Below are 26,695 nucleotides of genomic sequence, written 5' to 3'. Positions count from 1 at the left end.
GAGGGGATGGCGACGACCGACCTCCGCACCGAGATCAAGGAGTTCCTGAGCTCGCGTCGCGCGCGGCTCACGCCGGAACGGGCAGGACTGCCCGCCCACGGCGGCGGCAACCGCCGGGTCCGAGGTCTGCGGCGCGAAGAGGTGGCTGTGCTGGCCGGGGTGTCGGTCGACTACTACGTGCGGATGGAGCGCGGTGGCCTCGCCGGCGCCTCCGACGGGGTGCTCGACGCGGTCGCCGCCGCCCTGCGGCTCGACGAGGCCGAGCGCGAACACCTGTTCCGCCTCGCGCGGCAGTCCAGGACACCCGGCGGTCCACGCCGCCGGCGCCCCGCCGTGACGGTGCGTCCGGCGCTCCAGCAGGTGCTCGACGCCATCACCGACGCGCCGGCTTGGATCTGCAACGGCCGGTACGACGTCCTGGCCACGAACCAGCTCGCCCGCGCGTTGTACGCACCGCTGCCGGCGGATGCGCGACGGCCGGCGAACACCGCGCGGTTCGTGTACCTGGAACCCGAGGCGGCGAGGGCGTTCTTCGTGGACTACGACCGGATCGTCGGCGACGTGGCCGCGAAGCTGCGGCTGGAGGCCGGGCGCAGTCCCCACGACGAGGAGCTGGTCGCCCTGGTCGGTGAGCTGTCGACGCGCAGTGAACCGTTCCGGCAGCGGTGGGCGACCCAGGACGTCCGGCACCACCGGTCCGGCCGGAAGCGCCTGCACCACCCGGTGGTGGGCCGGCTGGACCTGGACGTCGAGTCGATGGAGCTGCCCGCCGAACCCGGCCTGCTCCTCACCGTCTACACCGCACCCGCCGGCACGCCGGCCGCGGACGGCCTGGCACTGCTGGCGTCGTGGGCGGCCGGCCAGGACCGGCAGGCGACCGGGGCACGGACAGTCGGCTGAGGAGAGTCAGCGATCTGTCAGGCGCGGGTCTTACGCTGGTCGGCGTGACCGCCTCCGACCCGCGCCTGCAGGAGCTCGTGCTCCTGCGCAAGGTGCGCGACCGCATCGACCGCGAGTACCGCGAGCCGCTCGACGTGGCCGCGCTGGCCCGCGGGGTGCACCTGTCCGCCGGGCACCTGTCGCGGGCGTTCCGCGCGGCGTTCGGGGAGTCGCCCTACAGCTACCTGATGACCCGCCGCATCGAGCGGGCCATGACGCTGCTGCGGCGCGGCGACCTGTCCGTCACCGAGGTCTGCTTCGAGGTCGGCTGCACCTCGCTCGGCACGTTCAGCACCCGGTTCTCCGAGCTCGTCGGCATGTCGCCGAGCCAGTACCGCAAGGTCGCGGCCGAGGACGGCCAGGGCATCCCGAACTGCCTCGCGAAGGCCGTGATGCGACCCATCAGGAATCGAGAAGCGGCGGCCGGTCCGTCCGATTAGGTTGACCGCCATGTCCGTCATCATCGCCGCGGCGTTCCTGCCGGCCGACGACCCCGAGAAGTCACTCGGCTTCTTCCGCGACGCACTCGGTTTCGAGGTCCGCCAGGACGTCGGCCAGGGCACCATGCGCTGGATCACCGTCGGGCCACCCGACCAGCCGGAGACCGGCATCGTGCTGCACCCGCCCGCCGCCGACCCCGGCGTGAGCGACGAGGAACGCCGCACCATCGCCGTCCTGATGGCCAAGGGCGTCTACACGGCGCTGTCACTGGCCACGAAGGACCTCCAGGGCACCTTCGACCGCGCGCGGAAGTGGGTCGAGTCCACCGGCGCCGGCGAGGTGCTGCAGGAGCCCGAGGACCAGCCGTGGGGCGTGCGGGACTGCTCGTTCCGCGACCCGGCCGGCAACCTGGTGCGCATCAACCAGCTGTGAGCACGGCGCCGGGCGCGGCGTACCCGACCGGCCCCTCGCAGCGGGTGCCGGCACGGGTGACCGCGTCCTGCGGGGTCAGGGAGCGGCCCACGTGCGTGACGACCAGCCGTCGCGCCCGCGCTTGCCGCGCCGTCTCGCCCGCCTGCTCCGGCGTGTGGTGCGCCTCGTCCGGCACTGTGCCGTCGGCCTCGCACAGCAGCAGGCCGGTGTCCTGGGCCAGGTCGGTGAGGGCGGCGCACGGTGCCGTGTCACCGGAGTAGGTCAGGGACGTCCCCGCCTCGATGCGCACCGCGAACGCCGGGAGGCCGTGCCGCACCGCCCTGGACGTGAGGTGCAGGCCGCCGATCCGCGCCTCGTGGCCGTCGGTGAGCTCGGTGATCGCGAAGGCGTCCTCGACCGGGCTGCGCCGCGGGCCGTTGGTGAGGAACGCGGCGAGCCGGTCGGCGGTGCCGGGCGGGCCGAACAGCGGGACCGGCGCGCGGTCGACGTCGGCGTACCGCAGGGCGTAGAACGCGGTGAGCAGGTCGGCGCAGTGGTCGGCGTGCAGGTGCGAGATCCAGATGGCGTCCAGGGTGGCCAGCGACGTGTGGCGTTGCAGCGGGCCCAGGGTGCCGGTGCCCGCGTCCATCCACACGCGAGTGTCGCCGTGCGACACCAGGTAGCCCGAGCACGGGTTGTCCGCCGCCGGGTACGGGGTCGCGCTGCCGAGCACGGTCAGGCGCAGGCTCACCACCGGACGACCCTAGCCGCACACGGGCCGCCCCCGGCGGCGGGTGGCCGTCGGGGGCGGTGGGAGGGGAGTGCCGTCAGACCCGCTGCCAGAGGGCGGGCGTGTTCGGCGGCTCCCAGCCGGGGAGGGCCGTGTGCCCCTGCAGCGCGCGGTAGGACCCGCCGTCGTAGGTGACCTGGGCGCCGGTGGCGTAGTAGGTGTACGCGGCCCACGAGTCACCACCGCCGGGCGGGGTGCTCGTGGTCGTGGTGGTCGGCTGGGTGGTCGTGGTCGGGCCGGCGGAGGTGACCAGGCGCAGACCGTAGGCCTGCAGGATCTCGGTCACCGGCTGGAAGTAGATGGTGCCGCCGGACTGGCAGTTGCCGGACCCGCCGGAGGTCACGCCCTGCGCCTGGTCGCCGGTCAGCCACGAGCCGCCGGAGTCACCGGGCTCCGCACAGGCGTTGGTGCGGGTCAGGCCGGTGATGGTGCCCTCGGGGTAGGTGACGGAGGCGTTCTTCTGCTGGATGGTGCCGCAGCGCCAGCCGGTGGTGGAGCCGGAGCGGCAGACCGAGGCGCCGACCGGGGCCTCCTGGGAACCCGCGACCGGGACGGTGCCGGGGTAGCGGTTGACCAGGCCGCGCGGGGTGTTGCCCGCGTCGGTGCGGACCCAGGCGTAGTCGTTGCCGGGGAAGCTGCTGCCCTGGATGGTGCCGCCGGGGTTGGAGGTGCGCCCACCCGCGGACCCGCAGTGGCCCGCCGTGACGAAGCCGCCCTCGACGGCGAAGCCGATGGAGCAGCGGCCGCCGCCCGGGATGCTGTAGGCGTTGCCGCCGATGACGTCGACCAGCGGCCTCGGGTCCTCGGTGCTGGCCTCGACGGTGACGACGTCGCCGGGCACCCCCGCCTCGGCCGCCCACGCCCTCGCCTGCGCCTCGCCACCGGAGCGGGCGAGCACGGTGACCTTGTTGGTGCGCACGTCGACGTACCAGCCGGGAACGGCGTCAGGTGCCGTGGTGGCCTTGGCGTCCAGCCTGGTCTTCGCGCTGTCCAGAGTGGACGCGCTGTGCTTCGCCGCGACGGCGACGGCGCCCCGTGAGCGCACCGCGCCCGTCAGCGCCGAGTCGGTCACCGCGACGGTGAGGGTGCGGCCGGTGCCGTCCAGCCAGGACCCGGCGTAGGCCGCGCCGAGCTGCGCCCTCAGCGCGGCGTCGGTCTGGCCGGCGACCTTCTCGGCGCTCAGGCGCGCACGCGCCTGGTCAGGGGAGATGCCGAGGTCACGGGCCATCGCGGTCAGCATGCCCTGGTCGGTCGTGTCGGCCGCGGTGGCGCTGGTCGTCAGCGCCACCGCGGCGGCCAGTCCGGCCGCTGTGATCGCCGCTGTGGCGGCGGCGATGAGCTTGCGGTTCATGTCCGCTCCTTGCGTGCAGGGTGGTTGCCGCCACACCCTAAGATGAGGTCCAGACCAATAGGTACATACCAATTGGCCATAAAAATCGGGAGTTCGCCCTGCCCGGTCCCCGGTGCGAACGCCGTCCGCTGCCCGCCGGAAAGATAGGGTTGGCCGGTGGACGAACCCCAGTGGTTGCAGTGGCGCCGGCCCGGCCCCGCCCCGGCCCAGCGGCGGCGGGACATCGGCGTCGCGGTGCTCGTGCTGCTGGGCGGGGTCGAGTTCACCGTCCTCGTGGACAGCATCGGCGGGTACGCGTTCTCCGACCCGGCCGGCCTGCGCGAGCAGCTCGCCTGGATGGTCGCGCTGGCGGTACCGCTGGTCGTGCGCCGCCGGTACCCGATCGCGGTGATGCTGGTCGTGTCGGCGCTGTTCATCGCCGCCCAGGTGAACAAGGCCGGTGACAGCCTGGTCCCGTCGGCCGTGCTGTTCCTCGCGATCTTCACCGTCGGCGCGTGGGAGCCGAACCGGGTGCTGGCGCGCTGGTCGCGGATCGGCGTGATCGCCGCCATGTTCCTGTGGCTCGGGTTCAACCTCGTGCAGTTCCTGCTCGGCCCGGACGTGCCGGAGGACCTCGTGCCCGGCCTTCTGGACCCGGTGCTCGCCCGTGTCCTCTATGGACTCGAATTCAACATCTTCTTCTTCGTCTTCGCCTATGTGGTCGGTGAGATGGCGTGGACGGCGGCGCGGCGGCAGGCGCAGCTGGAGTTCCAGGCCGACGAGCTGCGCCGTTCGCAGGAGCAGAACGTGCGGGGCGCGATCGCCGCCGAACGCATGCGCATCGCCCGCGACCTGCACGACGTGGTGGCCCACCACGTGTCGGTGATGGGCATCCAGGCCGGTGCGGCGCGGCGGGTGCTGGACTCGGACCCGGTGCTGGCGCGGGACGCGTTGCAGACCGTGGAGAAGACGGCGCGGACCGCGATCAGCGAGCTGCGCGGGCTGCTGGGCGTGCTGCGGGCCGACGCGGAACAGGACTTCCAGGCTGCGCCCGGACTCGACGACCTGCCCGAGTTGCTCGAAACCGCCCGGTCGGCCGGTTTGGAGGTCTCGCACGGCGTCTACGGCGAGCCGCGCGAGGTGCCGCCGGCCGTCGCCGTCTCGGCGTACCGGGTGGTGCAGGAGGCGTTGACGAACGTGGTGAAGCACGCCGGAGCCGGCCACGTCGACGTGCGGATGCGGTACCTGGACAGCGCACTGGAGCTGGAGGTGGCCGACGACGGGCGCGGGCGCCCCTCCGGTGAGAGCGGCTTCGGGCTCGTGGGCATGCGCGAACGCGTTGCCGTGCACGGCGGAACCCTCGAAGCGGGACCGCGGCGCACCTCGGCGGGTTACCTTGTGCGCGCATCGCTGCCGACAGAGGAGAAGGTGTGAGTCTGCGGGTCGTGCTGGCCGACGACCAGGACCTGGTGCGCGCCGGGTTCCGGGTCATCCTCGGGACCGAGCCGGGCATCGAGGTGGTCGGCGAGGCCGGCGACGGTGTCGCGGCCGTCGAGCTGGTCACGCGGCTGCGACCGGACGTCGTGCTGATGGACGTGCAGATGCCGCGCATGGACGGCCTGGAGGCCACCCGGCGCATCCTGTCGGCCGACGGCGGCACCCGCGTGGTGATCCTCACGACGTTCGACCGCGAGGACTACCTGTTCGAGGCACTGCGGGCGGGAGCGAGCGGGTTCCTGCTGAAGAACGCCTCCCCGGAGGACCTCGTCGACTCGGTGCGGGTGGTGGCACGCGGCGACGCGCTGCTCTCACCCGAGGTGACCCGGCGGGTGATCGCCCGCTTCAGTGCACCCCGGCAACCCGCGCGCACCCGGCCGCCCGAGCTGACCGACCGCGAGTACGAGGTGCTGGTGGAGCTGGCGAAGGGCGCGTCGAACGCGGAGATCGCCGCCGCGCTGTACCTGGGGGAGGCGACGGTGAAGACGCACGTGTCCCGCGTGCTCGCGAAGCTGGGGCTGCGCGACCGGACGCACGCGGTGGTGTTCGCCTACGAGCAGGGGATCGTCACGCCCGGCGGGTGACCAGGGCGGGAACGTCATCGAACTTTGTCGACCAAGATTCAACATTGTCAAGACCGGCCCTCGCCCGTCATCCTCATCGCCAGCACTTCTGCGGCAACACGGACGACGGCGTGGGATCGGGTGGCATGAGCTCAACAGGATCGAACAACGCGGCTGAGGCCTTCCGGCGGCTGCACGGCACCGACCCCATCGGGGTGTGGTCCGCGCCGGGCCGGGTGAACCTCATCGGCGAGCACACCGACTACAACGACGGGTTCGTGCTGCCGTTCGCCATCCCGCAGCGGACGTGGGTGGCCGCGGCGCCGCGCGAGGACGGCCTGCTCACGCTCGCGACCGTCGAGGGCGACCGGACCACGACCGCCGAGCCCGTCCCCGTCGGCGAGGTCGAGCCGGGCGGCGTGCAGGGCTGGGCGGCCTACCCCGCCGGGGTCGCGTGGGTGCTGCGGCAGCAGGGCGTGACCGGCGGGGCTGACCTCGTGATCAGCGGGGACGTGCCGCGCGGGGCCGGGCTGTCGTCGTCGCACTCGCTGGAGGTGGCGAGCGCGCTGGCGCTGCTGGGGCTGAGCGGGCGGGAGGAGTCCGCGAGCGACGTCGCCAAGTGGGTGCAGGTGGCGGAGAACGACTTCGTGGGCGCGCCGACCGGGCTGCTCGACCAGACGGCGTCGCTGTGCTGCACGGACGCGCACGTGCTGTTCCTCGACGTGCGGTCGGGGGAGCGGGAGCAGGTGCCGTTCGACGCCGCGCGGCACGGGCTGGAGGTCCTCGTGATCGACACGCGGGTGAGCCACTCGCTGGTCGAGTCCGGGTACGGGAAGCGGCGCAAGGGGTGCGAGGAGGCGGCGCGGCTGCTCGGGCTGCCGTCGCTGCGGGACGCCGGGGGCTGGGACGGGCTGCCCGAGCACCTGCGGCTGCTGGTCCGGCACGTCGTCACCGAGAACCGGCGCGTCGAGGACACCGTCGCGCTGCTCCGGCAGGACCGGTACGAGGAGATCGGGCCGCTGCTGAGCGCGTCGCACGCGAGCCTGCGCGACGACTACCGGGTGTCCTGCGCCGAGCTCGACGTCGCCGCGGCCACCGCGGAGGAGGCCGGTGCGCTCGGGGCGCGGATGATCGGTGGTGGGTTCGGCGGGTCGGCCATCGCGCTGGTGCCGCGGGAGGTGCGCGGCGAGGTCGAGCGGCGGGTCGCGGAAGCGTTCGTGGAGAACGGGTTCACCGCACCCAGGACGTTCGTCGCGGTGCCGTCGGCCGGGGCCGGGCGCGACCTCTGACCGGTTGCCACGTGCGGCAGTGCCGGGGTCGTCGCGCAAGGGCAGTCGCACGGCAAGGCCGGCAGCGACACGCGACGTGACCAACGCCTGCCGGAGCACGCCGACGCGTCCTCGGTCGCCGTGCGTACCGACGAACGAGGACGAACGACACCCCCGGGGGCGACGAAGGTCGACACCTGCCGTCGACCTTCGGCTGAAACCGGCCCTCCCGCCTTGACCGTGCCGCTACGGCACGGTTTCGACTGGGACCCGGTCGTTCCGCATCGAACGGCCGGGTTTCCACAGTGGAGGGCGCGCTCGAGCAGCGCGCCGTCGGGGGAGGAATTCGGACATGCGAAAAGCGTTGTCCCTGGCCGCGGCGCTGGCCGCGGCGACGGCGTTGGTGGTGCCGGGCGCGGCATCGGCGACGCCGGCACCGGTCGTGCAGTGGCGGGAGTGTCCCGCGGACGTGGCGCGGCCGGGGCTGGAGTGCGGCACCCTGCAGGTGCCGCTGGACTACCGCAAGCGCGAGGGGCGCAAGATCGAGCTGATGATCTCGCGCCTGGCCAGCACGAACCCGGACAAGCGCCGCGGCATCCTGCTGACCAACCCCGGTGGGCCCAGTGAGGGCCTGACGTTGCCCGGTGACCTCAAGCTCGGCGGGATGCCGCAGAGCGTGCTGGACGGCTACGACCTGATCGGCATGGACCCGCGCGGCTTCGGCTACAGCACGCCGGCCACGTGCGACCTGACCGAGGAGCAGATGTACCTCGGCAACGTGCCGCCGTACGCGGTGACGCAGGCCGACGTGCGCAAGCGGGCCGACGAGGTCCGCCAGATCGCCCAGCAGTGCACCACGTCGTCGACGGCGTACCTGTTGCCGCACAACACGACCGCGAACATCGCCCGCGACCTCGACTCGGTGCGCCAGGCACTGGGCGAGCGCAAGGCGTCGTTCCTCGGCTACTCGTACGGCACGAACCTGGGCGCGGTCTACACGACGCTGTTCCCGCGCACGACCGACCGCGTGGTGCTCGACAGCAACCTCGGCGCGGGCGGCTGGGACGTCGAGGGCAGCCGCAACTACGGCCGCGGCACCGAGGACACGTTCCCGGACTTCGCGCGGTGGGCCGCCGCACGCCCCGAACTGGGCCTGGGCGCCACCCCCGCGGCGGTGCGCGCGAAGTACTTCGCCATCGCCGGGAAGCTCGACCGCACGCCGTCCCCGGAGGGCGTCACCGGCCAGCTGTTCCGGCTGCTGACCTTCGGCGGCCTGTACTCGACGACCGACGCGTCGTTCGGCAAGCTGGCCGCCCGCTGGCAGGCCCTCGACGCCGGCACCCCGCTGCCGCCGGACAACACGCCGGTCCCGGCACGGGTCGAAAGCCTGATCTCCGGCCGGTTCTACGTGGTGTGCGGCGACTCCCGCTGGCCGACCGCGGTCAGCACCTACGAGCGCAACGTGGCCGTCGACCGCGTGCGGTACCCGCTGTTCGGCGCGGCGGGCGCGAACATCATGCCGTGCGCGTTCTGGCCGGACCCGGTCGAGAAGCAGGTCAAGCCCACCGACCGCGGGCCGCGCAACGTGCTGATGGTGCAGAACGAGCGCGACCCGGCGACGCCGCTGTCCGGTGCGCGGACGATGCGCCGGGCGTTCGGGGACCGGGCGGCGATGCTGACCCTCGACCACGGTGGGCACGGCGCCTACCCGTTCGCGGGCAACGCGTGCGCCAACGAGAAGGTGACGTCGTACCTCCTCGGCGGGGAACGGCCGGGCGACCAGAAGTGCTAGGTGGTTGAGCAACCGGCCGGAACCGTGCCGCGTGCCCGCTCGGGCACGCGGCACGGGTCGTCCTCCGCGAGGATGATGCCGCGCGGCGGACGCGATCGTGAACCCGGCCGCATAGCGTTCCCGGCATGTTGACGGTGACGGGGATCAGCCGGAGCTTCGGCGACCACCGGGTGCTCGACGACGTGAGCTTCGACGTGCGGCCCGGCCGCATGACGGGGTTCCTGGGCGCCAACGGGTCCGGCAAGACGACCACGATGCGGATCGTGCTGGGGGTGCTGGCCGCGCACGGGGGTGCGGTGAGCTGGCGGGGGCAGGCGATCACGCCGCAGAACAAGCCGCACTTCGGGTACATGCCGGAGGAGCGCGGGCTCTACCCCAAGATGAAGGTGCGCGAGCAGATCACGTGGCTGGGGCGGCTGCACGGGGTCGACCGGGAGGTCGCGCAGCGCAACACCGACGAGCTGCTCGCCGACCTGGAGCTGACCGACCGGGCCGACGACCGGCTGGAGCAGCTGTCGCTGGGCAACCAGCAGCGGGTGCAGATCGCGGCGGCGCTGGTGCACGAGCCGGACGTGCTCATCCTCGACGAACCGTTCTCCGGGCTCGACCCGATCGCCGTGGACACGGTGCTCGACGTGCTGCGCAAGCGCGCCGCGAACGGGGTGCCGGTGTTGTTCTCGAGCCACCAGCTCGCGATCGTCGAGCGGTTGTGCGACGACGTCGTGATCATCTCCAAGGGGCGGATCGCGGCCAGCGGGTCGCGGGAGGAGCTGCGGCAGCGGCACGCGAACGACCGGTACGAGGTCGTCGTGGACACCGACGCGGGGTGGGTGCGGGACGTGCCGGGTGTGTCGGTCGTGGAGCTGGACGGGCCGCGCGTGGTGTTCGAGGGGGCATCACGCGCGGTGCTCGAACAGGCCCTGCAACGCGGTGAGGTGCGGTCGTTCGCGCCGGTCGTGCCCACGCTCGACGAGATCTTCAAGGAGGTGAGCTGACGTGGCGCAGACGTTCACGAAGGCGACGTGGCTGGTCGCCGAGCGGGAGATGAGGACGTTCGTCAGCACCAAGGGGTTCTGGATCGGCTTCCTCGCCACCATCGCAGGGTTGTTCGCGCTCACCGTGCTGCCGACGGTGTTCGGCGGTGACGACCCGAAGGTCGCGGTGGTCGGGTCCGCTGCCCAGGTCGTGCAGGGCAAACCGCTCGACGTGCGCGAGGTCGCCGACGTCCAGGCCGCGCAGGAGCTGGTCCGCGCGGACGAGGTCGAGGCGGCGATCGTGCCCGACGGCTCCGGCATCAAGGTGCTGGCGCTCAACGACCCGCCGACCGCGGTGATCTCGCAGCTGGTGCAGGCGCCGCCGGTGGAGCTGCTCGACCCGTCGGCGGTGAGCTCGGACCAGCGGTTCGTCGTGGTGCTCGTGTTCGGGCTGGTGTTCCTCATGTTCGGCATGGGCGGCGCCGCGATCGCGCAGAGCACGGTGACCGAGAAGCAGACCCGGATCGTGGAGATCCTGGTGTCCACGGTGCCGGTCAAGGCGCTGCTCGCCGGCAAGATCGTCGGGCACGTCATCCTGACGATGGGGCAGGTGGTGGTGCTCGCCCTCACCGCGCCGATCGCGCTGCGGGTCGCGGGGCAGCAGGAGCTGCTCGCGGTCGTGGCACCGGCGCTGGGGTGGTTCGTGCCGTTCCTGTGCCTGGGGTTCGTGCTGGTGTCGTCGCTGTGGGCGGTCGCGGGCGCGCTGGTCAGCCGCCAGGAGGACCTCGGCTCGACCATGGGCCTGGTGATGCTCGCGGTGATGGGCCCGTACTTCGGCGTCCAGTTCTTCTTCGACAACCCCGCGGTGCTCGGCGTCATGTCGTTCGTGCCGTTCACGGCCGGCGTCGCGATGCCGGTGCGGATGTTCGCCCAGCAGGCCGCACCGTGGGAGGCGCTGGTGTCGCTCGGCATCCTCGCCGCCACCGTCGTGGTGATCCTGCTGGTCGCCTCGCGGCTCTACACCGGATCGCTGCTGCAGACCGGGGGACGGGTCAAGCTGGCCCGTGCGTGGGCGCCCGCCGAATAGGCGAGACTGTGCGGCATGGTCGCTGATCCGATTCGCCTCGCCGTCGTCGGCCTGGGTGCGATGGGCACCCGGATGCTGACGGCGGCGCAGGCACATCCCGACTTCACCGTGGTCGCCGGTGTCGACGTCGTGCCGCGTGCGGTGGACGTCCCCGTGGTGCCGTCGCTCGACGACGTGCTGTCCGATGTGGACGCCGTCTACCTCGCCACGCCGCCTGCCGTGCACGCCGGGCAGGCCGTCAAAGCGCTCGCCGCGGGCAAGGCGGTGTTCTGCGAGAAGCCGCTGGCCGTCGACCTCGGCGAGGCGCGGGCGATGGTCGAGGCCGCGGCCGGGCACCCGAACGCGGTGAACTTCGCGCTGTCGGACATGGCCGCGACGCTGGAGGTCGAACGGCAGCTGCCTTCCCTCGGCGAGCTGCGCGGAGTCGAGGTGCGGCTGCAGTTCCCGAAGTGGCCGCGGGAGTTCCAGAAGGACGCGCTGTGGCTGGCCGAGTCGCGGCAGGGCGGGTTCGTGCGGGAGGTGCTGTCGCACTTCGTGTACCTCACCGACCGGGTGCTCGGGCCGCTGGCGGTGGAGTCGGTGTCGGCGGACTTCCCGTCGGCCGGCGCCGCCGAGGTCGCGGCACGCGGGGTGCTGCGCAGCGGCGATGGCGTGCCGGTGCACGTGTCGGCGTTCTCCGGGCTCGCCGGGCCCGAGGTCTACGAGTGGACGGTCTGGGGCACGCGCAGGTCGTTGCGGCTCAGCCAGTGGGCGCGGCTGTCCGGTTCGGACGGCGGGCCGTGGGAGCCGGTCGAGCTCGGTGCGCGCGGCTCGGACTCGGCGCGGCTCGGGCTGTTCGCGCAGGCCGTGCGCGGGGAGCACCCGCGTGACCTGGCGGACTTCGCCAGCGGCCTGCGGGTGGCCGAGGTCGTGGAGGCGTTCCTGCGGTAATCGCGTTGCCACGCGCATGACGCCCCGCCAGGATCGGCGGGGTGAAGCTGCTGTTCGTCACCCTCTTCGGCCACGGCCACCTCACCCCGACGTTGCCGCTGGTCGAGGAGGTGACCCGGCGCGGCCACGAGGTGTGGTACGCGACCGCCGCCGAGCACGCCGACGCGGTCACGGCGGCGGGCGCGCGCTGGCTGGAACTGCCCGCGCTGCCGCCGTTCGAGCCGAAGACCGCGAACCCGGTTGACGAGTGGTTCCCGCACTACTTCGCCGCGATGGCCGCGATCCACCCGGTGCTGCTCGAACACTGCCGCCGCGACCGGCCCGACGTGGTCTGCTACGACGCCACGAACTGGCCCGCACGGGTGGTGGCACGCCAGCTGGACATCCCGGCGGTGCGGACCGTGCCGCACTTCGTGTCCAACGAGCACTTCCGGCTGATGGACCCCGCGATCGCCTGGGCGGTCGAGGAACCGTGCGCGCGGTTCGCGGCGGAGCAGGGCGTCGAGCTCGACGTGGCGAGCACGCTGGACGCGCCGGAGGAGTGCAGCATCGTGCTGGTGCCACGGGAGTTCCAGCCGGCCGGCGACACGTTCGACGAGACCTGCCACTTCGTCGGACCGCTGCTGGGCCGCCGCCTGGACGAACAGTGGACGCCGCGGCACGACCTGCCGCTGCTCTACGTCTCGCTCGGCTCGTTGCTCAGCGACGAGGACTTCTACCGGGCGTGCGTCGAGCAGTTCGGCGACGGCGCGTGGCAGGTCGCGTTGAGCGCCCGCGCCGACCTCGGCCCGCTGCCGGACACGATCGACGTGCGCCCGTGGTTCCCGCAGCCCGCGGTCCTCCGGCACGCGGCCGTGTTCGTCACGCACGGCGGCATGAACTCCACCATGGAGGCCCTGCACGCCGGTGTGCCGCTGGTGGTCGTCCCGCAGACGCCCGAGCAGGTGAGCAACGCCGACCACATCACCGCGCTGGGACTGGGCGAACGCGTGCACGACCTCGCGGACCTGCGTGCGGTCGTCGACCGGGTCGCGACCAGCGACCGCATCCGGCGCAACGTCGACCGGATGCGGGCCGCTGTCCGCAGCGGCGGCGGTGTGCAGCGGGCCGCCGACCTGGTGCTCAGCCGAGCACCTCGCGCAGCTTGACGGCGAACTCCTCCGGCTTGCCCGCGTACCCGAACTCACCGCCGATGAACCCGCCGTGGTGGCTCGGGAACACGACCGCCTCCTGCCCGAGCAACCGTGCCGTGTGGACGGCAGTGCGCGCGGTGAACGCGTCGCCGGTCTCCTCGCCGACGGCGATCACGACGCGGGTGGACGCGGCCTTGAGGTCGTCGACGCGCGGGTAGTAGTCGGTGATCGCCAGCGACGAGGTGCCGAGCAGCGGGTCGTCGCGCTTGCCGTCGTCCTCGGACGGCATGCCGAACTGCGCCGGGTCCGGTGCGGGCAGCGCGAAGTACTCGTCGGTGTACTCGCCCTGCCACGAGCTCATCTGGATGAACGCCGCCATGCCCGCGCCGCCGCCCTTGGCCTGGTATGCGGCCATGAACGCGTCACGCGCGCGCCGGGCGGCGGCCGCGTCGGGCAGCACGTCGATCATCGGCGGCTCGTGCGCCACGAGCGTGACGACGTCGTCCGGGTAGGACGCGACGAGCTCCAGTGCCGTGACCGCGCCGCCGCTGGACGCGAACAGGTCCACCGGGCCGCCGACGGCCTGGATCACCGCGTGCACGTCCGCCGCCTGCGTCTCCGGGGTGTTGTCGGTGCGGCCGTCCGACCTGGTGCTGCGGCCGAGGCCGCGCGGGTCGTAGGTGATGACCGTGCGGTCGGGGAACTGCGCGCGCAGCGCCGTGAAACCGCTCGCGTCCATCGGCTGGCCGATCATCATCAGCGGCCGGCCGCCCTCGCCCTCCACGTCGTAGGCGATGGCGGCGCCCTCGGTGTCCAGGATGTGGGTCGTCATGGTGTTCTCCCCAGTGCTGTGGATGCCCTGAGCAGCGTAGTCACAGACGTGAACCGCGCTGCCCCGACAAGCCGATCGACGTGCGGGAAACCGGCTGATATCAACGGGTGCATGACCCGAACAGCAGTGGTGACCGGCGGCGGCACGGGCATCGGCAGGGCGGTGGCGGCGCGGCTCGTGGAGCAGGGCCTCGACGTCGTGGTCACCGGCCGCCGCGAGGACGTGCTCAAGGCCGCGGCCGACGAGATCGGCGCGCGGGCGGTGGTCTTCGACGCCGCCGACCCCGACGCCGTCCAGAACGCGGTGGCCGACCTGCCGTCCCAGGTGGACGTGCTGGTCAACAACGCGGGCGGCAACATGACCCGGCGCCTGCCCGCGCCGCGGAACCTGGCCGACGTCCGCGACCTGTGGATCGCCAACTACGAGTCCAACGTCATCAGCGCGGTGCTCGTCACGACCGCGCTCGAACCGCGGCTGGCCGACAACGCCCGCGTCGTCACGATCGGCTCGATCGCGGGCCGGCGCGGCTCCGGTGCCTACGGCGCGGCCAAGTCGGCGGTCGAGGCGTGGACGGCGGACCTGGCGTTCGCACTGGGAACGCGGGGGATCACGGTCAACGTGGTGTCACCGGGCGTCGTCGAGGACACCGAGTTCTTCGGCGGCACGCTGTCGGAGGAACGCCGGAAGAAGCTCGTCGGCAACCCCGCCAACGGCCGCGCGGGCACGCCCGCCGACGTCGCGGCCGCGGTGGCGTTCCTGACCGCACCGGAGGCGGGGCACATCACCGCCCAGGTCATCGGCGTGAACGGCGGAGCCGGGCTCGGACGCTGAAGGCGACCACCGCCACCAGCACGACGGCGAGCGCCACCCAGGAGAACTCGGCCAGGTAGTGCTCGGCCGCCTCGCCGACGAAGTAGACCGCCGCCGTCGTGCCGCCGGCCCACGCGATGCCGCCCAGAGCGTTGGCCAGCAGGAACTTCCCGTAGTGCATGCCCATCGTGGCCGCGAGCGGACCGGACAGGATCCGCAGCAGCGCCACGAACCGGCCGAAGAACACCGCCCGGGCGCCGTGCCGTTCGAACAGCGCCTGGGCGCGGCCGACCTTCCCGGCGTCGAAGTGCCGGGGGAACTTGGCCTCCGCCCACGTGAAGACGCGCGGCCCGAACCGCTTGCCCAGCGCGTACCCGACGCTGTCGCCGAGGATCGCGCCCGCACTCGCGCAGACGCCCACGACGACCGGGTTCACGCCGTCGTGGTGCGAGGCCATCAGCGCGGCCGTGACGAGCACGATCTCGCCGGGCAGCGGGATGCCGACGCTTTCGAGACCCACGACCAGGCCCACGATCACGTAGACCAGCAGCGGCGGGACGGTCTGGAGCCAGTGGGACAGCACGTCCGCGATCTTCCCCCGAATCCGCCGAATCCGCCGGGAACGTCGACCGGGACAGCGGTCAGCTATGCACCTTGCACACGCCAGTCAAGCAGGGGCGAGCTGGGCGGTGGACCCGGACGGGGCCTGCCGAGTCTGATCCCGGCCGGCTCCGTGGTCCGGTCCTCGGTGTCGGCGTCGATGCTGACGCAGGTGTGCGAGGCGGTGCCGGGGTCAGTCGGGGTCCGAGGCCAGCGGCAGGAAGTACACGAGCGCGTCGTCCACGCCGTCGAGCCCGATGACGTCGTGGGCGATGTCGTCGTAGAACCCGCCGACGAGCCCGGTGCGGATGCCGAGGTTCGCGGCCGTCACCGTGAGGTTCTGGGCGAGGTGCCCGGCCTCGGTGAACGCGAACCGCAGCGCCCGCAGGCCGTAGGTCTGCCGCAGTGAGCCGAGCCGGATGTAGAGCGCGAGCACGGCCGGTGTGCCGCCGAGCTCGGTCGTGCCCGGCCCGAACCACATCGAGGTCGCCTCCAGGTCCGGCACCGGCGGTGCCTCGCCGAACCAGGTGAGCGCCCGGTCGACCTCGTTCACCTCGTAGCGGCCGGGGGCGAGGCCGTCGACGTTGAGCGCGATGAGCCGGATGCGGGCGCAGTACTGGGCCCCGGCGCTCGGGTAGGGCCAGCGGCCGTCCTTCGGGGACATCGCGTTCCACAGCAGCGTGCCGAGCTGCTCGGAGGTGAGGTCGCCGGTCAGGTCGCGGCTGGTCCGGCGGGCCCGCAGCGTGTCGGTGTCCACCGTGGAGGGCAGCGTGGCGGTGGCCGGCCAGACCCGCCGGTTCGGGGCGGTCTTGCGGGGCAGCTGGTCGGTGAAGCCGGGCAGGAACTTGCTCGCCTCCAGGTAACGGCGGTCCGGCGCGGTCTCGCCGTCCTCGTGGAAGTCGGTCAGGCCGGTGGGCGACAGGGCGGCGGCCGCCGTGGTCCAGCAGATCATCCGCTCCTCGTTGGGCGTGACGCCCACGCGGTTGAGCAGCATGTGCAGCTGGGACGCCCACACGTGCGGCAACCAGGTGCCCAGGCGCCGCCCGGCGTCGGTGACCGCCGCGGTCCAGTGCGAGACGGCGCCGCGGGGCTCGCGGTACCAGCGGGCGGCGAGGTCGCGGCCGCGTTTGGCGAGGAGCTGGTAGGCGGCGTGCTGCGAGCCGATCGTGGGCGGCGGCGCCTGCTCCTGCACGTTGCGCCACCCCGCGCCGAGGCTGCGCAACCAGCTCGCGGCCTGCGGCAGGTTCAGGTCGAGCGCCCGCGCCGTGGCGATGGTGAGGTCGATGGCCGCGGTGAGGCGGGCGCTGTCCGTGCGGGCCGCCCGCAGCACGGCCAGTGCGACCTCCGTGCTGCGGCAGAACACCTCCTCGGCGACCGGCAGCGCCTCCCGGCCGCCGTACCGCTCGGTCTCCGGGACGTACTCGACCTCGCGGACGTCCCCGTGCGGCAACCAGTCCGGGTCGTCGGTGCCTGGCTGGAAGTCCTGTGCGGCGATGAGCCGGGTGAGCGTCGCGGTGAGGTCGCCGACCTGGTCCCCGGTGGCGTCCTTGACGCGGACGCGCAGGTGCGGGCCGGTCTCCCAGTAGCGCAGGAAGTACCACTCGTGGCCGGCCATCGCCGGGGCGAGCGCGTCGGCGATGAACGTGTCGACGTCCGTGCGGTTCCAGGAGACCCTGCAGTGCAGGCCGGTCCAGGTCACAGCTGCTCCATCTCACGGGAACGGGTGGGGGTGCAGGGCCTTCGCCCGCAGCCGGGGCAGACCGGCGGTGCGCCGGTGGCCGAACGTCATCGGCAGCGCACCCGGCACGAGGACCTTGGCCGAGTGCAGGCCGAGACCGCCCGCGGTGACCGGGTCGGTCTGGTCGACGGCGACCAGTTCCAGGCCTTGGTGGCGCAGCCGGGCGCTGTAGTGGTCGAGCAGGCCTTCGAGGCTGGTGTGGTCGCGGTGGTCTTCGAGGACGGTCTCGCCGGTGCCGACGAGGAAGGCGTACCGGTCGGCGGCCTCCGGCAGGGTGTTGACGGCGACGTGGTCGTCCATCGACCGCACCAGCTCCGGCTCGTGCAGCAGGCGGAGGAGGCGGTGCCGGTCGTAGGCCCCGGGGTTCGCGCGGACCCGGTCGGCGAACGACTCGACGTCCACGACGACCTCGACGGCCGCGGACCGCAGCGCCGCTGTGGGATCGGGGCTCGCGCCGGCGGCGAAGAACGCCCTGGGCAGCGTGGCGCGGTCGGTGCGGGCCAGCGCCAGCACCGACGGGATGCCGATGTCGGTGGTGGCGTCGAGGAACAGCAGCTCGTAGCCGAGCTCTTCCAGGCGGTCGGTGAGGTGGTGCAGCAAGGGGTCCCTGGGGAGCCGGATGCGCCGCAACGGTGTCTGCGCGTACCAGGCCATCAGGAACGCGTCGCGTTCGGCGACCTCGAACAGGCCGTGCAGGACGGCCTCGGTGAGGCTGTTGCCGAGACCGCAGCCGTTGGACGTCTCGTGCAGGAACCGTTGCTCCGGCGGGGTTTCGACGTCCCAGTAGGCCACCTGTTCCGGTACGGCGATGGTGCGTTGCCTCGTGTACGACCAGCCTTCGACCCAGCGGAAGGTGAGGTTCGGGGTGTAGCGGTGGTGGTCGGGCAGGCCGAGCGCCGCCGGGTCGACCGCGTGGTCGGGGCCGAGCTCCGCGAACGACGCCTCGAACGTGGTCCGGTGGCTGCGCGGGCGCATTCCGTTGTACCGCTCGACCGCTTCGAACAGCGCGACTCGTTCCGCCTGCTCGAAGCCGGCGGTGCGGCCGTGACCGGCGCCGTGCCCGTGCAGCTCGGCGGTCATCGTCGGCAGCGGCAGGTGGCCCGCGCGGAACAACCCGGTGACCGGGCCGAACCGGTGGTCCACGACCGCGGCGGTGAGGTTCTCGACGGTGGTCAGCGGGTTGTCGGCGCGCAGGGCGTTCCCGGTGATCTCCGTGGTGTCCCGGGGTTCCGGCAGGGGACAGCAGCCGGGACGGGGGCGGACGCGGTGGGTGGAGACGAGGGCGAGGTCGGTGCGGAGGGCGAGGAGGGTGCCGGGTTCCAGCTGCCCCACGGCCTCGACGAACGGGCGGAACGCGGGCGGGACGAGGCCCGCGAGCCGGAGGTCGCCGTGCGGCGGGGCGCCGGCGACGGTCAGGCGGGCGTGTTCCGCGCAGGCCGTGCAGACACCGCTGGTGGGTCCGACGAGGGTGAGCGCGCCGTCGGCACGGACGGCCGGCGGGTCGGCGGGGGTGTAGGTGATCATCGCGGGTCCACGGCGTAGGCGACGAGTCCGGCGGCGTGCGGCTCCGGGTCGAGCGGTCGTGGGGTGACCCGGACACCGGGCAGTGCGGTGAGGGCGTCCTGGAACTCCTGCTCGCGGTCACGGACGTCGTTGGGCCACAACCACTCCCTGGTGACCCAGCTCGGCTGGCCGGCGTCCGCGCGGTGGGGAGCGGCACCGGTGAGGTGGGCGGTGCCGGTGCGGCCGGCCTGCGCGTGCCCGGTGGCGGCCAGCGCGGCGAACGCCACCGCGTCCGCCGCGGTCGCCTCGACGGCCCAGGCCAGCAGGTGGTGGCCCCGGTGAACCTCCGCCCGGTGCACACCCGGCGCGAGACGGGTGGTGCGGAGCTCGGCGGGGACGGCGAACCGTTCCGTCAGCGCCTTCCACCACCGCCGTGCGGTCGGGTCGTCCGGCGGCTCCACCGGCTCGCCGGGGTGGTGGCGTGCGGCGAGGCGCAGGGCGGCTCCGCGGGCGTGGAGGTCGTCGACCCCCAGGACGGCGTCGGTCTTGACCGCGGCGAGGGCGGCGTCGAGGCGGGCCGCGTCGGCGGTGGTGCCGATGCCCAGCGCGGTGCCGCAGGTGGCGAGCTTGGCCGGGACCTGGGGCAGCTCGCCGAACACCGGGGGCTCGACCAGGCCGAGCTCGGCGTCGGTGAGGGCGTCCAAGGCGCGCCACGGGTCCGTCGGGGGTGGGCCGGTCAGCAGGGGGTGGTAGGTGGCGCGGAGCGGGGTGGTGCGGGCGATCAGGACCTGTGGGTGCGGGGTTCTGGCTTCGGCTGCGGCGGGGTCTTCGAGGCCGGCGACGGCACAGAGGAGGCGGTGGACGGCGGTGGAGCCGATGAGGGCGGCCAGGACGGCGGGCGAGGTGCCGGTGGCGTTGAGTCGATCAGTTTGTGCAGTGGCTTCAGTGTTGGATGAAAGAGAGGATGGGGGCAGGACGTAGCCGACGTCGGCGCCGCACCCCGCCTGGAGGGTGAACGGGTCCGCGGTGAGGAGGAGCAGGGAGGTCGGCTGTTCTACACGAGGGCTCACCCGCACGGCGAGGCCGACCGCCTCGACCGCCCGTGCCGCCGCGCTCGCCGGTTCGCCACATCCCGTGATCTCAACGGTGACGGCCCGCAGCCGCCGCCACGCGTCCACCGGGTCGGCCGCGACGGACTCCAGCCACTCGGCGACGTCCGGCGCGGGCCCGTCCCACTCCGCCGGCACCGTCACCAGCATGTCGTGCTCCCGCAACGCCTCCAGGATCACCTCCACCGCCGCCCGCACCGCCGGAGTCGTTTCCTCCGGCACGACGAGGGCGTCCGCGGTGAGCCCGGCGGTCAGCTGCGGGGCCAGGCGCTGCCACACCCGCCACAGCCCCGCGCCACCGGTGATGGTGCAGCTCGACGCCCAGCCGCGCAGGTGCAGGCCGTCGGGGGTTCGGGTCGCGCGCACGACCGGGCGCAGGCGCACGAGCACGTGCTCACCCCACCTTCGGCAGGGCGGCGAACTGGTCGGACCAGGTGGTGCCGAGGACGTCCTGGGCCGCGCGGGACAGCAGGTGGGCGGCGGCGTAGCGCTCCATCGGGGTGACGTCGCACAGCGTCAGGAGCTGGTAGAGGACGTTGGTGCCGAAGCGGTACACCGTCATGTTGCGGACCACGCCAGGGTCGGAGAGGTCGACCGTCCACATGGCACTGTGGTAGGCGCTGAACTCGGTGCGTTCGCCGTAGTTGTAGCGGCGGACGGTGGCCGGGTCGCCGATCTCGCGGGCGCGGGTGCCGTGGCGCGGGTTGGGGGCCGGGTCGAGGTGGCCCGCGTCGTAGTGGGCCTCCGCGGCGAGGCGCAGGTCGATGGTCCAGGTTTGCCAGGCGGCTTCGAGTGCGCTGGTGGGGTGGCCCCACGCCACGCGGGAGACCAGGGTGCGGGCGGTGTCGGCGTTGGCGGCCCACACGGCGTCGAGGCGGGTGCGCAGGGTGCCGTCGGGGTCGTTGGCGAGCAGGAAGTCCTCGACGTGCGAGAGGAACGAGTGGTAGCCGTACTGCAGGCCGGCGGGGTAGCGGCTGGCGTGCACGGCGATCGCGGTCAGCGCCAGCACCGCGCGGGGGACGTCGAGCGACTGCCGCACGGCGGGGATGCCCAGGCGCAGGCCGTGCGCGCGCAACGGGATGTGGCTCGCGGGCAGCAGGTCGAGCAGGCGGTCGTGCGAGGTGGGTTCGATGCGCACGGAGTTGTTGGGGTGCAGCGGTGTGAACGGTGGCAGCAGCAGTTCGGTGATCGCGGCGGCCGAGGCGTGGGCCAGCTGCTCCGCCTCTGACAGCTCCACCGTGGACGGGTGGGCGGCCAGGTGGGAGCGCAGCAGTGCGGCGAGCAGCAGGGCGGCCGGGTCGGCGGACGGACCGTCGAGGCGGACGCGCAGGTGCGGGCCGTGCAGCCAGTGGCGTTCCACGTGGCCCGTGACGTCCGAGAACGCCGCCGTGGCCGCGGCGAGTGCGGGCAGGACGCCGTCGCGCAGCAACGGGGCCTTGACGGGGTCGTGGTAGTGCACGACGACGTCGGTCATCCGGCCCTCCGGTAGGTCTCCGCCAGCACTTCGAGCACCTGGCCGGACGGCACCGGCAGCGCCTCGGTGAGCTGCACGCGGCCGGGGTAGCGGGCGAGCAGGCGGGACAGGCCGCGCAGGTGCAGTGCGTTGGTGAGGTCGACGTACTGCGGTTTCGCCGCTGCCACGCGTGCCACGGCGTCCTCGTTCGAGGTGATCACGCCGCCGGGTCCGGCGAACACCTGTGCCGGCAGGCCGTGGCGGGCGCGGAACCGGGCCACGGCGGCGACGTCGGTGAGCTCCGCGGTCAGCTGTGCGGAGTCGGCGTCCCAGAACCGGCGGCTGAGCACCACGTCGTGGTGGCGCAGCCGTTCCGAGCGCAGGACGCCGTCGACGGACGTGGTGCGCCGCAACGGGCTCAGCTCCACGCCACCGCAGGTGAGGTCGGTGTGCAGGGCGGCGACCCGGTCGGGCAGCGAGATCGGCATCAGGTAGCCGAGGTACAGCACGTCGACCACGGCGCGGGAGTCGCGGTGGCGCAACCGGAGCTCGTCGTGCTCCTGGTCGTGGAACAGCTCCAGCGCGTCGGGGGTCAGGTCGGCCCAGTGCGGGTCCTCGCCGACCTCGCGCCGGCCGAGCAGCGGGTGCAGGTTCGGGGTGAAGCCCTGCACCGGCCGGTACTCGACGAAACCGCGCGGGAACACACCGTCCAAAGTGGCCCGGACGGTCGCGTACGCCTCGGGTGGCAGCAGGTCCAGGAACCGGCCGGGGAAGCGGCCGAACCCGTCGTAGACGTGGTTCACCACCAGGCCGCCCCGTGCGGGCTGCGCGAAGAACGAGTACGACACCGGCCGGGTCTTCATCCACGCGGGCAGCAGGTCCGCCGCCGCGGTCACGGCCTCGTCGGTGATCACGCCGTCCCGCACCAGGTCCGCCACCTGCGCGCGACTGGCACCGAGGCCGCCGGTCGGGGCGCCGGACAGCGAGTCGCGCAGCAGGGGAGCGCACGCGGCGAGCCGGGCGACACCGCCGTGGCCGAACTCCACGACGAACCGGTCGCGGATGTTCCTGCGGATCGCGAGGTGCCGGTCGAACAGCATCAGCAACGGCGTCAGGCCGGCCAGCGAGCGCACGCCGTCGTAGCCGTGCGCGCGGCCGAGCCGGACCGGCTGGGGCAGCACCACGTCCTCGCTCAGCGGTGTGACACCGGTGAGGTCGGCACCGACCAGCTCACCCAGCTCCGCCCAGGCAGTGAACAACGCGGTCAGCGCGGCCGGTCGGGCAGCGGCGGGCAGCCCGCTGAACGCGGTGGTGTCGCGGTGCACCGAGGTCACGCGGTCGGCCAGGTCCGCGCGTCCGGTGCCGCGCAACCACGCCGCCAGCGCGAGGCAGGCGGACGGGTCCTGCGGGTCGACCGGGAGCACCGGCAGCAGCAGTTCGATGTCGAGCAGCAGCGCCACGTAGGAGTGGGCGCGCTCGGACTCGCCGTCGGGCAGCCGGGTGGCCAGCACGCTCGCGAGCTGGGCGGGGGTGATGCCCCCGGGGTTCGCGGCGGTCAGGCCGACGAGGTAGCGCAGCGGCGCGCTCGCGGCCAGCTCGACGTCCTCCTCGGCACCCACGTGGGCGCGCAGCGGGCCGGTCGCGGGCACGTCCCTGCGGAACCGCACCCGGTCGCCCTCCTCGTGCACGTCGGCGGCGAGGCGGTGCGGGTGGTCGAACAGCAGCTCGCGGTCGGCCAGCAGCGCGGCGACCAGACGGGCCAGCAGCACCTGGCTGACCCGTGTGACGGCGACCGGCTCGCCCCACTCGGGAGCGGGCGCGTCGGCGGACCAGGTGCCCCAGCCGACGGCGGTGTACCAGGACAGCGGACTGGTCTTCGCGGTGGCGCGCAGGGCGTAGCGCAGCACGGTCGGCTCGGCCTTGCGGGCGCGGCGGTCACCGGCACCGGCGCGGGCGAGGCCCTGCCAGAGGTCCCGGCCGCTGAAGACGGCGGCCTTGCGCAGTGGTTCCGCTGCGCACACCTCGGCCAGCACGGCGCGTTCGGCGGCCAGCGCGGCGGGCCGGGCGCGGTCGGCCTCCGCCAGCAGCGCGGCGCGTTCGGATAGCAGCTCCAGCCACTTGCGCAGGTCCGGGTAGCGCGACACCAGGTCCGCCGCGGCCTCGACCAGCGCGGGCCGCGGGGTCCGCCCGTTGTGGACGTCGCGGCGCAACGGCAGCACGACCCGGCGGTGGAAACCGGGGTCGTGCTCGGCGGCGCTGTCGTGCAGCTGCTCGCCCAGCGGCCCGGCCAGCGCGAGCAGCTCCGCCTCCTTGTCCGCCAGCGCCGCCGCGGCACGCCGGAACGGCGCCGCGTCGGCGGCGCCGTCCGGGTGGGGCAGGGCGGCCAGGCGCACCAGTGCGTAGGGCGCCGGTTCTCCCCGCGTCGGGTCGGTCATGCGTTCAGCGTCGGCAGGTTCGGCTGGGTGCAGCTGCTGCACGACGAGCTGCCGCACGAACACGACGACGCCGCTCCGGACGCACCGCCCTCGGGCAGCGCCGCGGAGTCGCGGATCGACGTGACCGCGAGGTCGCCGAGCTCCAGGTCGTCCAGGTCGAACGAGAGGTCCTTCATGGAGTTGTCCCTTCACGAGAAGGCCGGGGAGGCCGTGGGTGAAGGGTCGGAGATCACGATGGACCGGGCCTGGAGCCCGGATCGACAACGCTCAGCCGATCCGGGCGCGCACCTCGTCCGCCTTGGGTTCGCCCAGCTCCTCGAACAGCGCCACCGACTCCAGCCAGCACTTCTCGGCACCGCGCCGGTCGCCCAGCCCGTCGAGCGCGAGACCGAGGTTGTCGAGCGACTCGGCCTGCCCGTAGCGGTCGCCGATGCGCCGGAACGTCTCCAGCGCGCGTTCGACGTGCGCGACGGCCTCCGGGAAGTCGAGCAGCCCCCGGTGCACCTCGCCGATGTTGTTGAGCAGGATCGCCTCGCTGTAGGGGTCCTCGACCTCGCCGCGGATCTCCAGCGCCCGCCGGTAGCGGTCCAGCGCCTCGTGGAAGCGGCCGGCGTCAGCGTGCAGCAGGGCGATGTTGTTGAGCAGCACGGCCTCGGTGTGCAGGTCGCCGAGGTCCCGGGCGATCTCGGCGGCCTGCTCGAAGCACTTCAGCGCCTCGTCGAGGCGGCCGGTGGTCATGTACGCGATGCCGAGGTTGTTGAGCACGGGTTCCTGCCGGGATCGGTCGCCGATCGCGCGGAAGATCGCGAGCGCCTGCCGGCCGCAGTTGATCGCCTCGTCGTGGCGGCGGACCTCGCGCAGGGCGATGCCGAGGGTGATCAGCATCCGGCCCTCGGCGGAACGGTCGCCTGCCGAGCGGGCGGCACCGAGCGCCACGCCGTGCGTCTCCAGCCAGTCCGCCCAGTGCTTGCGCAGGTTGAAGAAGTCCCACAGGCACTGCGCGAGCAGCCAGCACTGCCCGTTCAGGCCGTGCTCGGCGGCGTCGCGGACGGCGGCGACGAGGTTCGCCCGCTCGGTGTCGCACCACAGCAGCGCGGCGTCGCGGTCGGCGAACTCGCGCGGGTGCACGGCCGGGTCCGCCGCGGGCAGCTCCAGCTTGCGCTGCGGGTTGAGCTGAACGGCCGAACGCCACGACGTGTGCAGGTACCAGTCGAGCACCCGGCGCAACGCGGTGGCGCGCGCGGGCGGCGGCTCGGCGGCCTTCGCCTGTTCCACGGCGTAGGCGCGCAGCAGGTCGTGCAGCACGTACCGGCCGGGGGCGTGCTGCTGGAGCAGGTGTTCGTCGAGCAACGTCTCCAGCAGGTCCTCCGCCTCGTACGCGGTGAGCCCCGCGAGGGCGGCGGCGGACTCGGCGGTGACGTCCTCACCGGGGTGCAGTCCTAGGAGCCGAAACAGGCGCCTCTGGTGCTCGGGCAGCGCCTGGTACGAGAGGTCGAACACGCCCCGTGCGCCGAGACCGCCTCTCTCCAGCTGTGCCACGAGGTCCAGCACGGTCCACTGCGGACGGCGGGCGAGCCGTTTCGCGGCCAGCGCCACGGCGATCGGCAGGTGCCCGCACAGCTGCGCGACCCTGGCGGCGGCCTCGCGTTCGGCGCACACCCGGTCCGCGCCGGCGATGCGGGCCAGCAGCGCGACCGCCTCGTCCGGCGTGAACACGTCCAGGGAGACCGACTTCGCCCCGTCCAGCCCGAGCAGGCTGCGCCGGCTGGTGATCAGCACCAGGCACGTCGAGCTGCCCGGCAGCAGCGGCCGGACCTGGTCCTCACCCGCAGCGTTGTCGAGCAGCACCACCGCGCGCCTGCCCGCGAGCCGGTCGCGGTAGAGCGCGGCGCGGTCGGACAGCGACTCGGGGATCTGCGCGCCGGGCACCCCGAGCAGGCGCAGGAAGCTCTCCAGCACCGCTGCCGGGTCGGCGGGCAGCTCGTCGTGGTCGAAGCCGTGCAGGTCCGCCCACAGCTGCACGTCCGGGTACCGCTCGACGAGCCGGTGCGCGGCGCGGACGGCGAGCTTGGTCTTCCCGACACCGGCCATGCCCTCGATCGCCGAGATCACCACCGTGGACTGCGGTCCCGGCTCGCACAGCCTGCGCAGCTCGGCCTCGCGGCCGGTGAACTCGGCGATGTCCATCGGCAGCTGCCGGTGCGCGCTCAGAGCCGCGGGCGAGGGCGCCCGGCTCTCCAGCACCACCTGGTGCAGCTGCCGCAACCGGGCCCCCGGTTCGACGCCGAGCTGCTCGACCACGTGCCTGCGGGCAGCGGCGTACACCTCGAGCGCCTCGCCGCGGCGGCCGGCGCGGTCCAGGGCGAGCATCAGCAGCGCCCACAGCTCCTCCCGCAACGGGTGCTGGGCCGCCTCGCGGCGCAACCGGTCGATCACGTCGCCGAACCGCCCGAGCTCGGTGGCGGCCTTGGCGAACTTCTCCACCGCGGTCAGCCTGCGCTCCTGCAGGCGCGTGAACTCCGCGCGCAGCAACGGTCCCGCGGTGACCTCCACCGGCGTGCCATGCCACTTCCCGAGCGCCTGGGCGAAGAAGTCCGCGGCGGCCTCGGTGTCGTTGTCGGCCGCCGCCTCCTCGCCCCGGCGCACCAGCAGGTCGAACTCGTCGAGGTCCAGCTCGCCCGGCCGCACGACGAGCCGGTAGCCGTGGCCGGGCAGGGTCACGAGCCGGTCGCCCACCGCGCGCCGCAACCCGGCCACGTACGTGCGCAGGTTCGACTCGGGCGACACCGGCGGCGAGTCCCAGACCGCCTCGGTCAGCTGTGCGACGCTCACGGCCTCGTTCGCGTGCAGCAGCAACATCGTGAGCACCGCGCGCTGGCGAGGCCCGCCCAGCTCCAGCGGCGTCCGGTCACGACGCACCGCGAGCGAGCCGAGCACCAGGAACTCCACCCTGAACCGTCCTCCTCCATGATCACGAAGCGTGTGTGCGCCATCGTCGCCTTCGCCCTGGTCACGGTCTGTGCGCCGTCTGGGCGAAATCTGTGCACGGCACCTGGCACC

At 73.3% G+C, this 26,695-nt stretch carries 23 protein-coding genes; 12 read left to right on the top strand and 11 right to left on the bottom strand.

The genetic code is table 11. The annotated features are described in order from the left end of the window. Window positions 1–6 precede the first annotated feature (6 nt). From AB0A63_RS03045 to AB0A63_RS03035, 3 genes are read left to right on the top strand one after another with little or no spacing between them, the layout of a single operon-like run. Window positions 7–900 (top strand): helix-turn-helix transcriptional regulator, encoded by an 894-nt coding sequence (locus tag AB0A63_RS03045; protein ID WP_360384673.1) that lies wholly within the window; start codon window positions 7–9, stop codon window positions 898–900. A gap of 35 nt (window positions 901–935) precedes the next feature. Continuing rightward, a complete protein-coding gene (locus AB0A63_RS03040; RefSeq protein WP_360384988.1) occupies window positions 936–1,379 on the top strand; it encodes a helix-turn-helix transcriptional regulator in 444 nt (147 codons plus the stop codon). A 10-nt stretch (window positions 1,380–1,389) separates the two neighbouring features. Then, window positions 1,390–1,812, top strand: coding sequence for a VOC family protein (locus AB0A63_RS03035; protein ID WP_360384671.1), 423 nt, complete (start codon window positions 1,390–1,392; stop codon window positions 1,810–1,812). Here AB0A63_RS03035 and AB0A63_RS03030 read toward each other — a convergent pair. Beyond that, window positions 1,799–2,545, bottom strand: a complete 747-nt coding sequence (locus tag AB0A63_RS03030) for an MBL fold metallo-hydrolase (RefSeq protein ID WP_360384669.1) — start codon at window positions 2,543–2,545, stop codon at window positions 1,799–1,801. The two genes, AB0A63_RS03035 and AB0A63_RS03030, sit on opposite strands and share 14 nt — an antisense overlap. A 73-nt stretch (window positions 2,546–2,618) precedes the next feature. Beyond that, window positions 2,619–3,932, bottom strand: a complete 1,314-nt coding sequence (locus AB0A63_RS03025) for an alpha-lytic protease prodomain-containing protein (RefSeq protein ID WP_360384667.1) — start codon at window positions 3,930–3,932, stop codon at window positions 2,619–2,621. A 156-nt stretch (window positions 3,933–4,088) separates the two neighbouring features. Here AB0A63_RS03025 and AB0A63_RS03020 point away from each other — a divergent pair, with 156 nt between their 5' ends. The 8 genes from AB0A63_RS03020 to AB0A63_RS02985 all read left to right on the top strand — a co-directional run bounded on the left by AB0A63_RS03020 (window position 4,089) and on the right by AB0A63_RS02985 (window position 13,170). Continuing rightward, the gene (locus AB0A63_RS03020; RefSeq protein ID WP_360384665.1) at window positions 4,089–5,345 is read left to right on the top strand and encodes a sensor histidine kinase; all 1,257 of its coding nucleotides are present in this window, start codon (window positions 4,089–4,091) and stop codon (window positions 5,343–5,345) included. Further along, window positions 5,342–5,992, top strand: a complete 651-nt coding sequence (locus AB0A63_RS03015) for a response regulator transcription factor (protein WP_360384662.1) — start codon at window positions 5,342–5,344, stop codon at window positions 5,990–5,992. The genes AB0A63_RS03020 and AB0A63_RS03015 overlap by 4 nt, the downstream gene beginning before the upstream one ends. Before the next feature lie 125 nt (window positions 5,993–6,117). Beyond that, window positions 6,118–7,260, top strand: coding sequence for a galactokinase (gene galK, locus AB0A63_RS03010; RefSeq protein ID WP_360384660.1), 1,143 nt, complete (start codon window positions 6,118–6,120; stop codon window positions 7,258–7,260). 331 nt (window positions 7,261–7,591) lie between these two features. Continuing rightward, window positions 7,592–9,031: an alpha/beta hydrolase gene (locus AB0A63_RS03005; protein ID WP_360384658.1), complete on the top strand. Its 1,440-nt coding sequence runs from the start codon at window positions 7,592–7,594 to the stop codon at window positions 9,029–9,031. A 125-nt stretch (window positions 9,032–9,156) separates the two neighbouring features. Next, on the top strand, window positions 9,157–10,026 hold the full coding sequence (locus tag AB0A63_RS03000; protein ID WP_360384656.1) for an ATP-binding cassette domain-containing protein: 870 nt from the start codon (window positions 9,157–9,159) through the stop codon (window positions 10,024–10,026). 1 nt (window position 10,027) lies between these two features. Continuing rightward, entirely contained in the window at window positions 10,028–11,092 is a 1,065-nt protein-coding gene (locus AB0A63_RS02995; RefSeq protein WP_360384654.1) for an ABC transporter permease, read from the top strand. A gap of 15 nt (window positions 11,093–11,107) precedes the next feature. Continuing rightward, window positions 11,108–12,022, top strand: a complete 915-nt coding sequence (locus AB0A63_RS02990) for a Gfo/Idh/MocA family oxidoreductase (RefSeq protein ID WP_360384652.1) — start codon at window positions 11,108–11,110, stop codon at window positions 12,020–12,022. A 41-nt stretch (window positions 12,023–12,063) separates the two neighbouring features. Beyond that, window positions 12,064–13,170, top strand: a complete 1,107-nt coding sequence (locus tag AB0A63_RS02985; protein WP_360384650.1) for a macrolide family glycosyltransferase — start codon at window positions 12,064–12,066, stop codon at window positions 13,168–13,170. Here AB0A63_RS02985 and AB0A63_RS02980 read toward each other — a convergent pair. Next, window positions 13,145–13,987 (bottom strand): alpha/beta hydrolase, encoded by an 843-nt coding sequence (locus AB0A63_RS02980; RefSeq protein ID WP_360384648.1) that lies wholly within the window; start codon window positions 13,985–13,987, stop codon window positions 13,145–13,147. The two genes, AB0A63_RS02985 and AB0A63_RS02980, sit on opposite strands and share 26 nt — an antisense overlap. A 111-nt stretch (window positions 13,988–14,098) precedes the next feature. On the opposite strand from AB0A63_RS02980, the gene AB0A63_RS02975 reads away from it, so the two are divergent. Next, the gene (locus tag AB0A63_RS02975) at window positions 14,099–14,818 is read left to right on the top strand and encodes an SDR family oxidoreductase (protein WP_360384646.1); all 720 of its coding nucleotides are present in this window, start codon (window positions 14,099–14,101) and stop codon (window positions 14,816–14,818) included. Here the strand turns inward: AB0A63_RS02975 and AB0A63_RS02970 are convergent. The 8 genes from AB0A63_RS02970 to AB0A63_RS02935 all read right to left on the bottom strand — a co-directional run bounded on the left by AB0A63_RS02970 (window position 14,781) and on the right by AB0A63_RS02935 (window position 26,584). Further along, window positions 14,781–15,377 (bottom strand): DedA family protein, encoded by a 597-nt coding sequence (locus AB0A63_RS02970; protein ID WP_360384986.1) that lies wholly within the window; start codon window positions 15,375–15,377, stop codon window positions 14,781–14,783. The genes AB0A63_RS02975 and AB0A63_RS02970 overlap by 38 nt on opposite strands. Before the next feature lie 213 nt (window positions 15,378–15,590). Beyond that, on the bottom strand, window positions 15,591–17,096 hold the full coding sequence (locus tag AB0A63_RS02965) for a thiopeptide-type bacteriocin biosynthesis protein (RefSeq protein ID WP_360384644.1): 1,506 nt from the start codon (window positions 17,094–17,096) through the stop codon (window positions 15,591–15,593). Between the two features lie 12 nt (window positions 17,097–17,108). Then, window positions 17,109–18,659, bottom strand: coding sequence for a YcaO-like family protein (locus AB0A63_RS02960; RefSeq protein ID WP_360384642.1), 1,551 nt, complete (start codon window positions 18,657–18,659; stop codon window positions 17,109–17,111). After that, a complete protein-coding gene (locus AB0A63_RS02955) occupies window positions 18,656–20,137 on the bottom strand; it encodes a hypothetical protein (protein WP_360384640.1) in 1,482 nt (493 codons plus the stop codon). Before AB0A63_RS02955 ends, AB0A63_RS02960 begins: the two co-directional genes overlap by 4 nt. A 4-nt stretch (window positions 20,138–20,141) precedes the next feature. Next, window positions 20,142–21,221 carry a hypothetical protein gene (locus AB0A63_RS02950; RefSeq protein ID WP_360384638.1) on the bottom strand — a complete coding sequence of 360 codons (1,080 nt, stop codon included), beginning with the start codon at window positions 21,219–21,221 and terminating at the stop codon, window positions 20,142–20,144. Further along, complete coding sequence (locus AB0A63_RS02945; protein WP_360384636.1) at window positions 21,218–23,635, bottom strand: lantibiotic dehydratase; 2,418 nt, start codon at window positions 23,633–23,635, stop codon at window positions 21,218–21,220. The genes AB0A63_RS02950 and AB0A63_RS02945 overlap by 4 nt, the downstream gene beginning before the upstream one ends. After that, window positions 23,632–23,811, bottom strand: a complete 180-nt coding sequence (locus AB0A63_RS02940) for a thiazolylpeptide-type bacteriocin (protein ID WP_360384633.1) — start codon at window positions 23,809–23,811, stop codon at window positions 23,632–23,634. Before AB0A63_RS02940 ends, AB0A63_RS02945 begins: the two co-directional genes overlap by 4 nt. A 91-nt stretch (window positions 23,812–23,902) precedes the next feature. After that, window positions 23,903–26,584, bottom strand: coding sequence for a BTAD domain-containing putative transcriptional regulator (locus AB0A63_RS02935; RefSeq protein ID WP_360384631.1), 2,682 nt, complete (start codon window positions 26,582–26,584; stop codon window positions 23,903–23,905). Window positions 26,585–26,695: the final 111 nt, after the last annotated feature.

Origin of the sequence: Lentzea sp. NPDC042327 (assembly GCF_040647275.1) — a bacterium.
Classification (GTDB): domain Bacteria; phylum Actinomycetota; class Actinomycetes; order Mycobacteriales; family Pseudonocardiaceae; genus Lentzea.
The sequence above is the reverse complement of the archived record's forward strand: the minus strand, read 5'-3'. Positions and strand labels throughout refer to the sequence as shown.

Bases quoted from the DNA above. Each gene is read 5' to 3' on its own strand.
- AB0A63_RS03045 (WP_360384673.1), top strand. From the start codon at position 7: ATGGCGACGACCGACCTCCGCACCGAGATCAAGGAGTTCCTGAGCTCG.
- AB0A63_RS03035 (WP_360384671.1), top strand. From the start codon at position 1,390: ATGTCCGTCATCATCGCCGCGGCGTTCCTGCCGGCCGACGACCCCGAG.
- AB0A63_RS03025 (WP_360384667.1), bottom strand. From the start codon at position 3,932: ATGAACCGCAAGCTCATCGCCGCCGCCACAGCGGCGATCACAGCGGCC.
- galK (WP_360384660.1), top strand. From the start codon at position 6,118: ATGAGCTCAACAGGATCGAACAACGCGGCTGAGGCCTTCCGGCGGCTG.
- AB0A63_RS03005 (WP_360384658.1), top strand. From the start codon at position 7,592: ATGCGAAAAGCGTTGTCCCTGGCCGCGGCGCTGGCCGCGGCGACGGCG.
- AB0A63_RS03000 (WP_360384656.1), top strand. From the start codon at position 9,157: ATGTTGACGGTGACGGGGATCAGCCGGAGCTTCGGCGACCACCGGGTG.
- AB0A63_RS02990 (WP_360384652.1), top strand. From the start codon at position 11,108: ATGGTCGCTGATCCGATTCGCCTCGCCGTCGTCGGCCTGGGTGCGATG.
- AB0A63_RS02980 (WP_360384648.1), bottom strand. From the start codon at position 13,987: ATGACGACCCACATCCTGGACACCGAGGGCGCCGCCATCGCCTACGAC.
- AB0A63_RS02975 (WP_360384646.1), top strand. From the start codon at position 14,099: ATGACCCGAACAGCAGTGGTGACCGGCGGCGGCACGGGCATCGGCAGG.
- AB0A63_RS02960 (WP_360384642.1), bottom strand. From the start codon at position 18,659: ATGATCACCTACACCCCCGCCGACCCGCCGGCCGTCCGTGCCGACGGC.
- AB0A63_RS02950 (WP_360384638.1), bottom strand. From the start codon at position 21,221: ATGACCGACGTCGTCGTGCACTACCACGACCCCGTCAAGGCCCCGTTG.
- AB0A63_RS02945 (WP_360384636.1), bottom strand. From the start codon at position 23,635: ATGACCGACCCGACGCGGGGAGAACCGGCGCCCTACGCACTGGTGCGC.
- AB0A63_RS02940 (WP_360384633.1), bottom strand. From the start codon at position 23,811: ATGAAGGACCTCTCGTTCGACCTGGACGACCTGGAGCTCGGCGACCTC.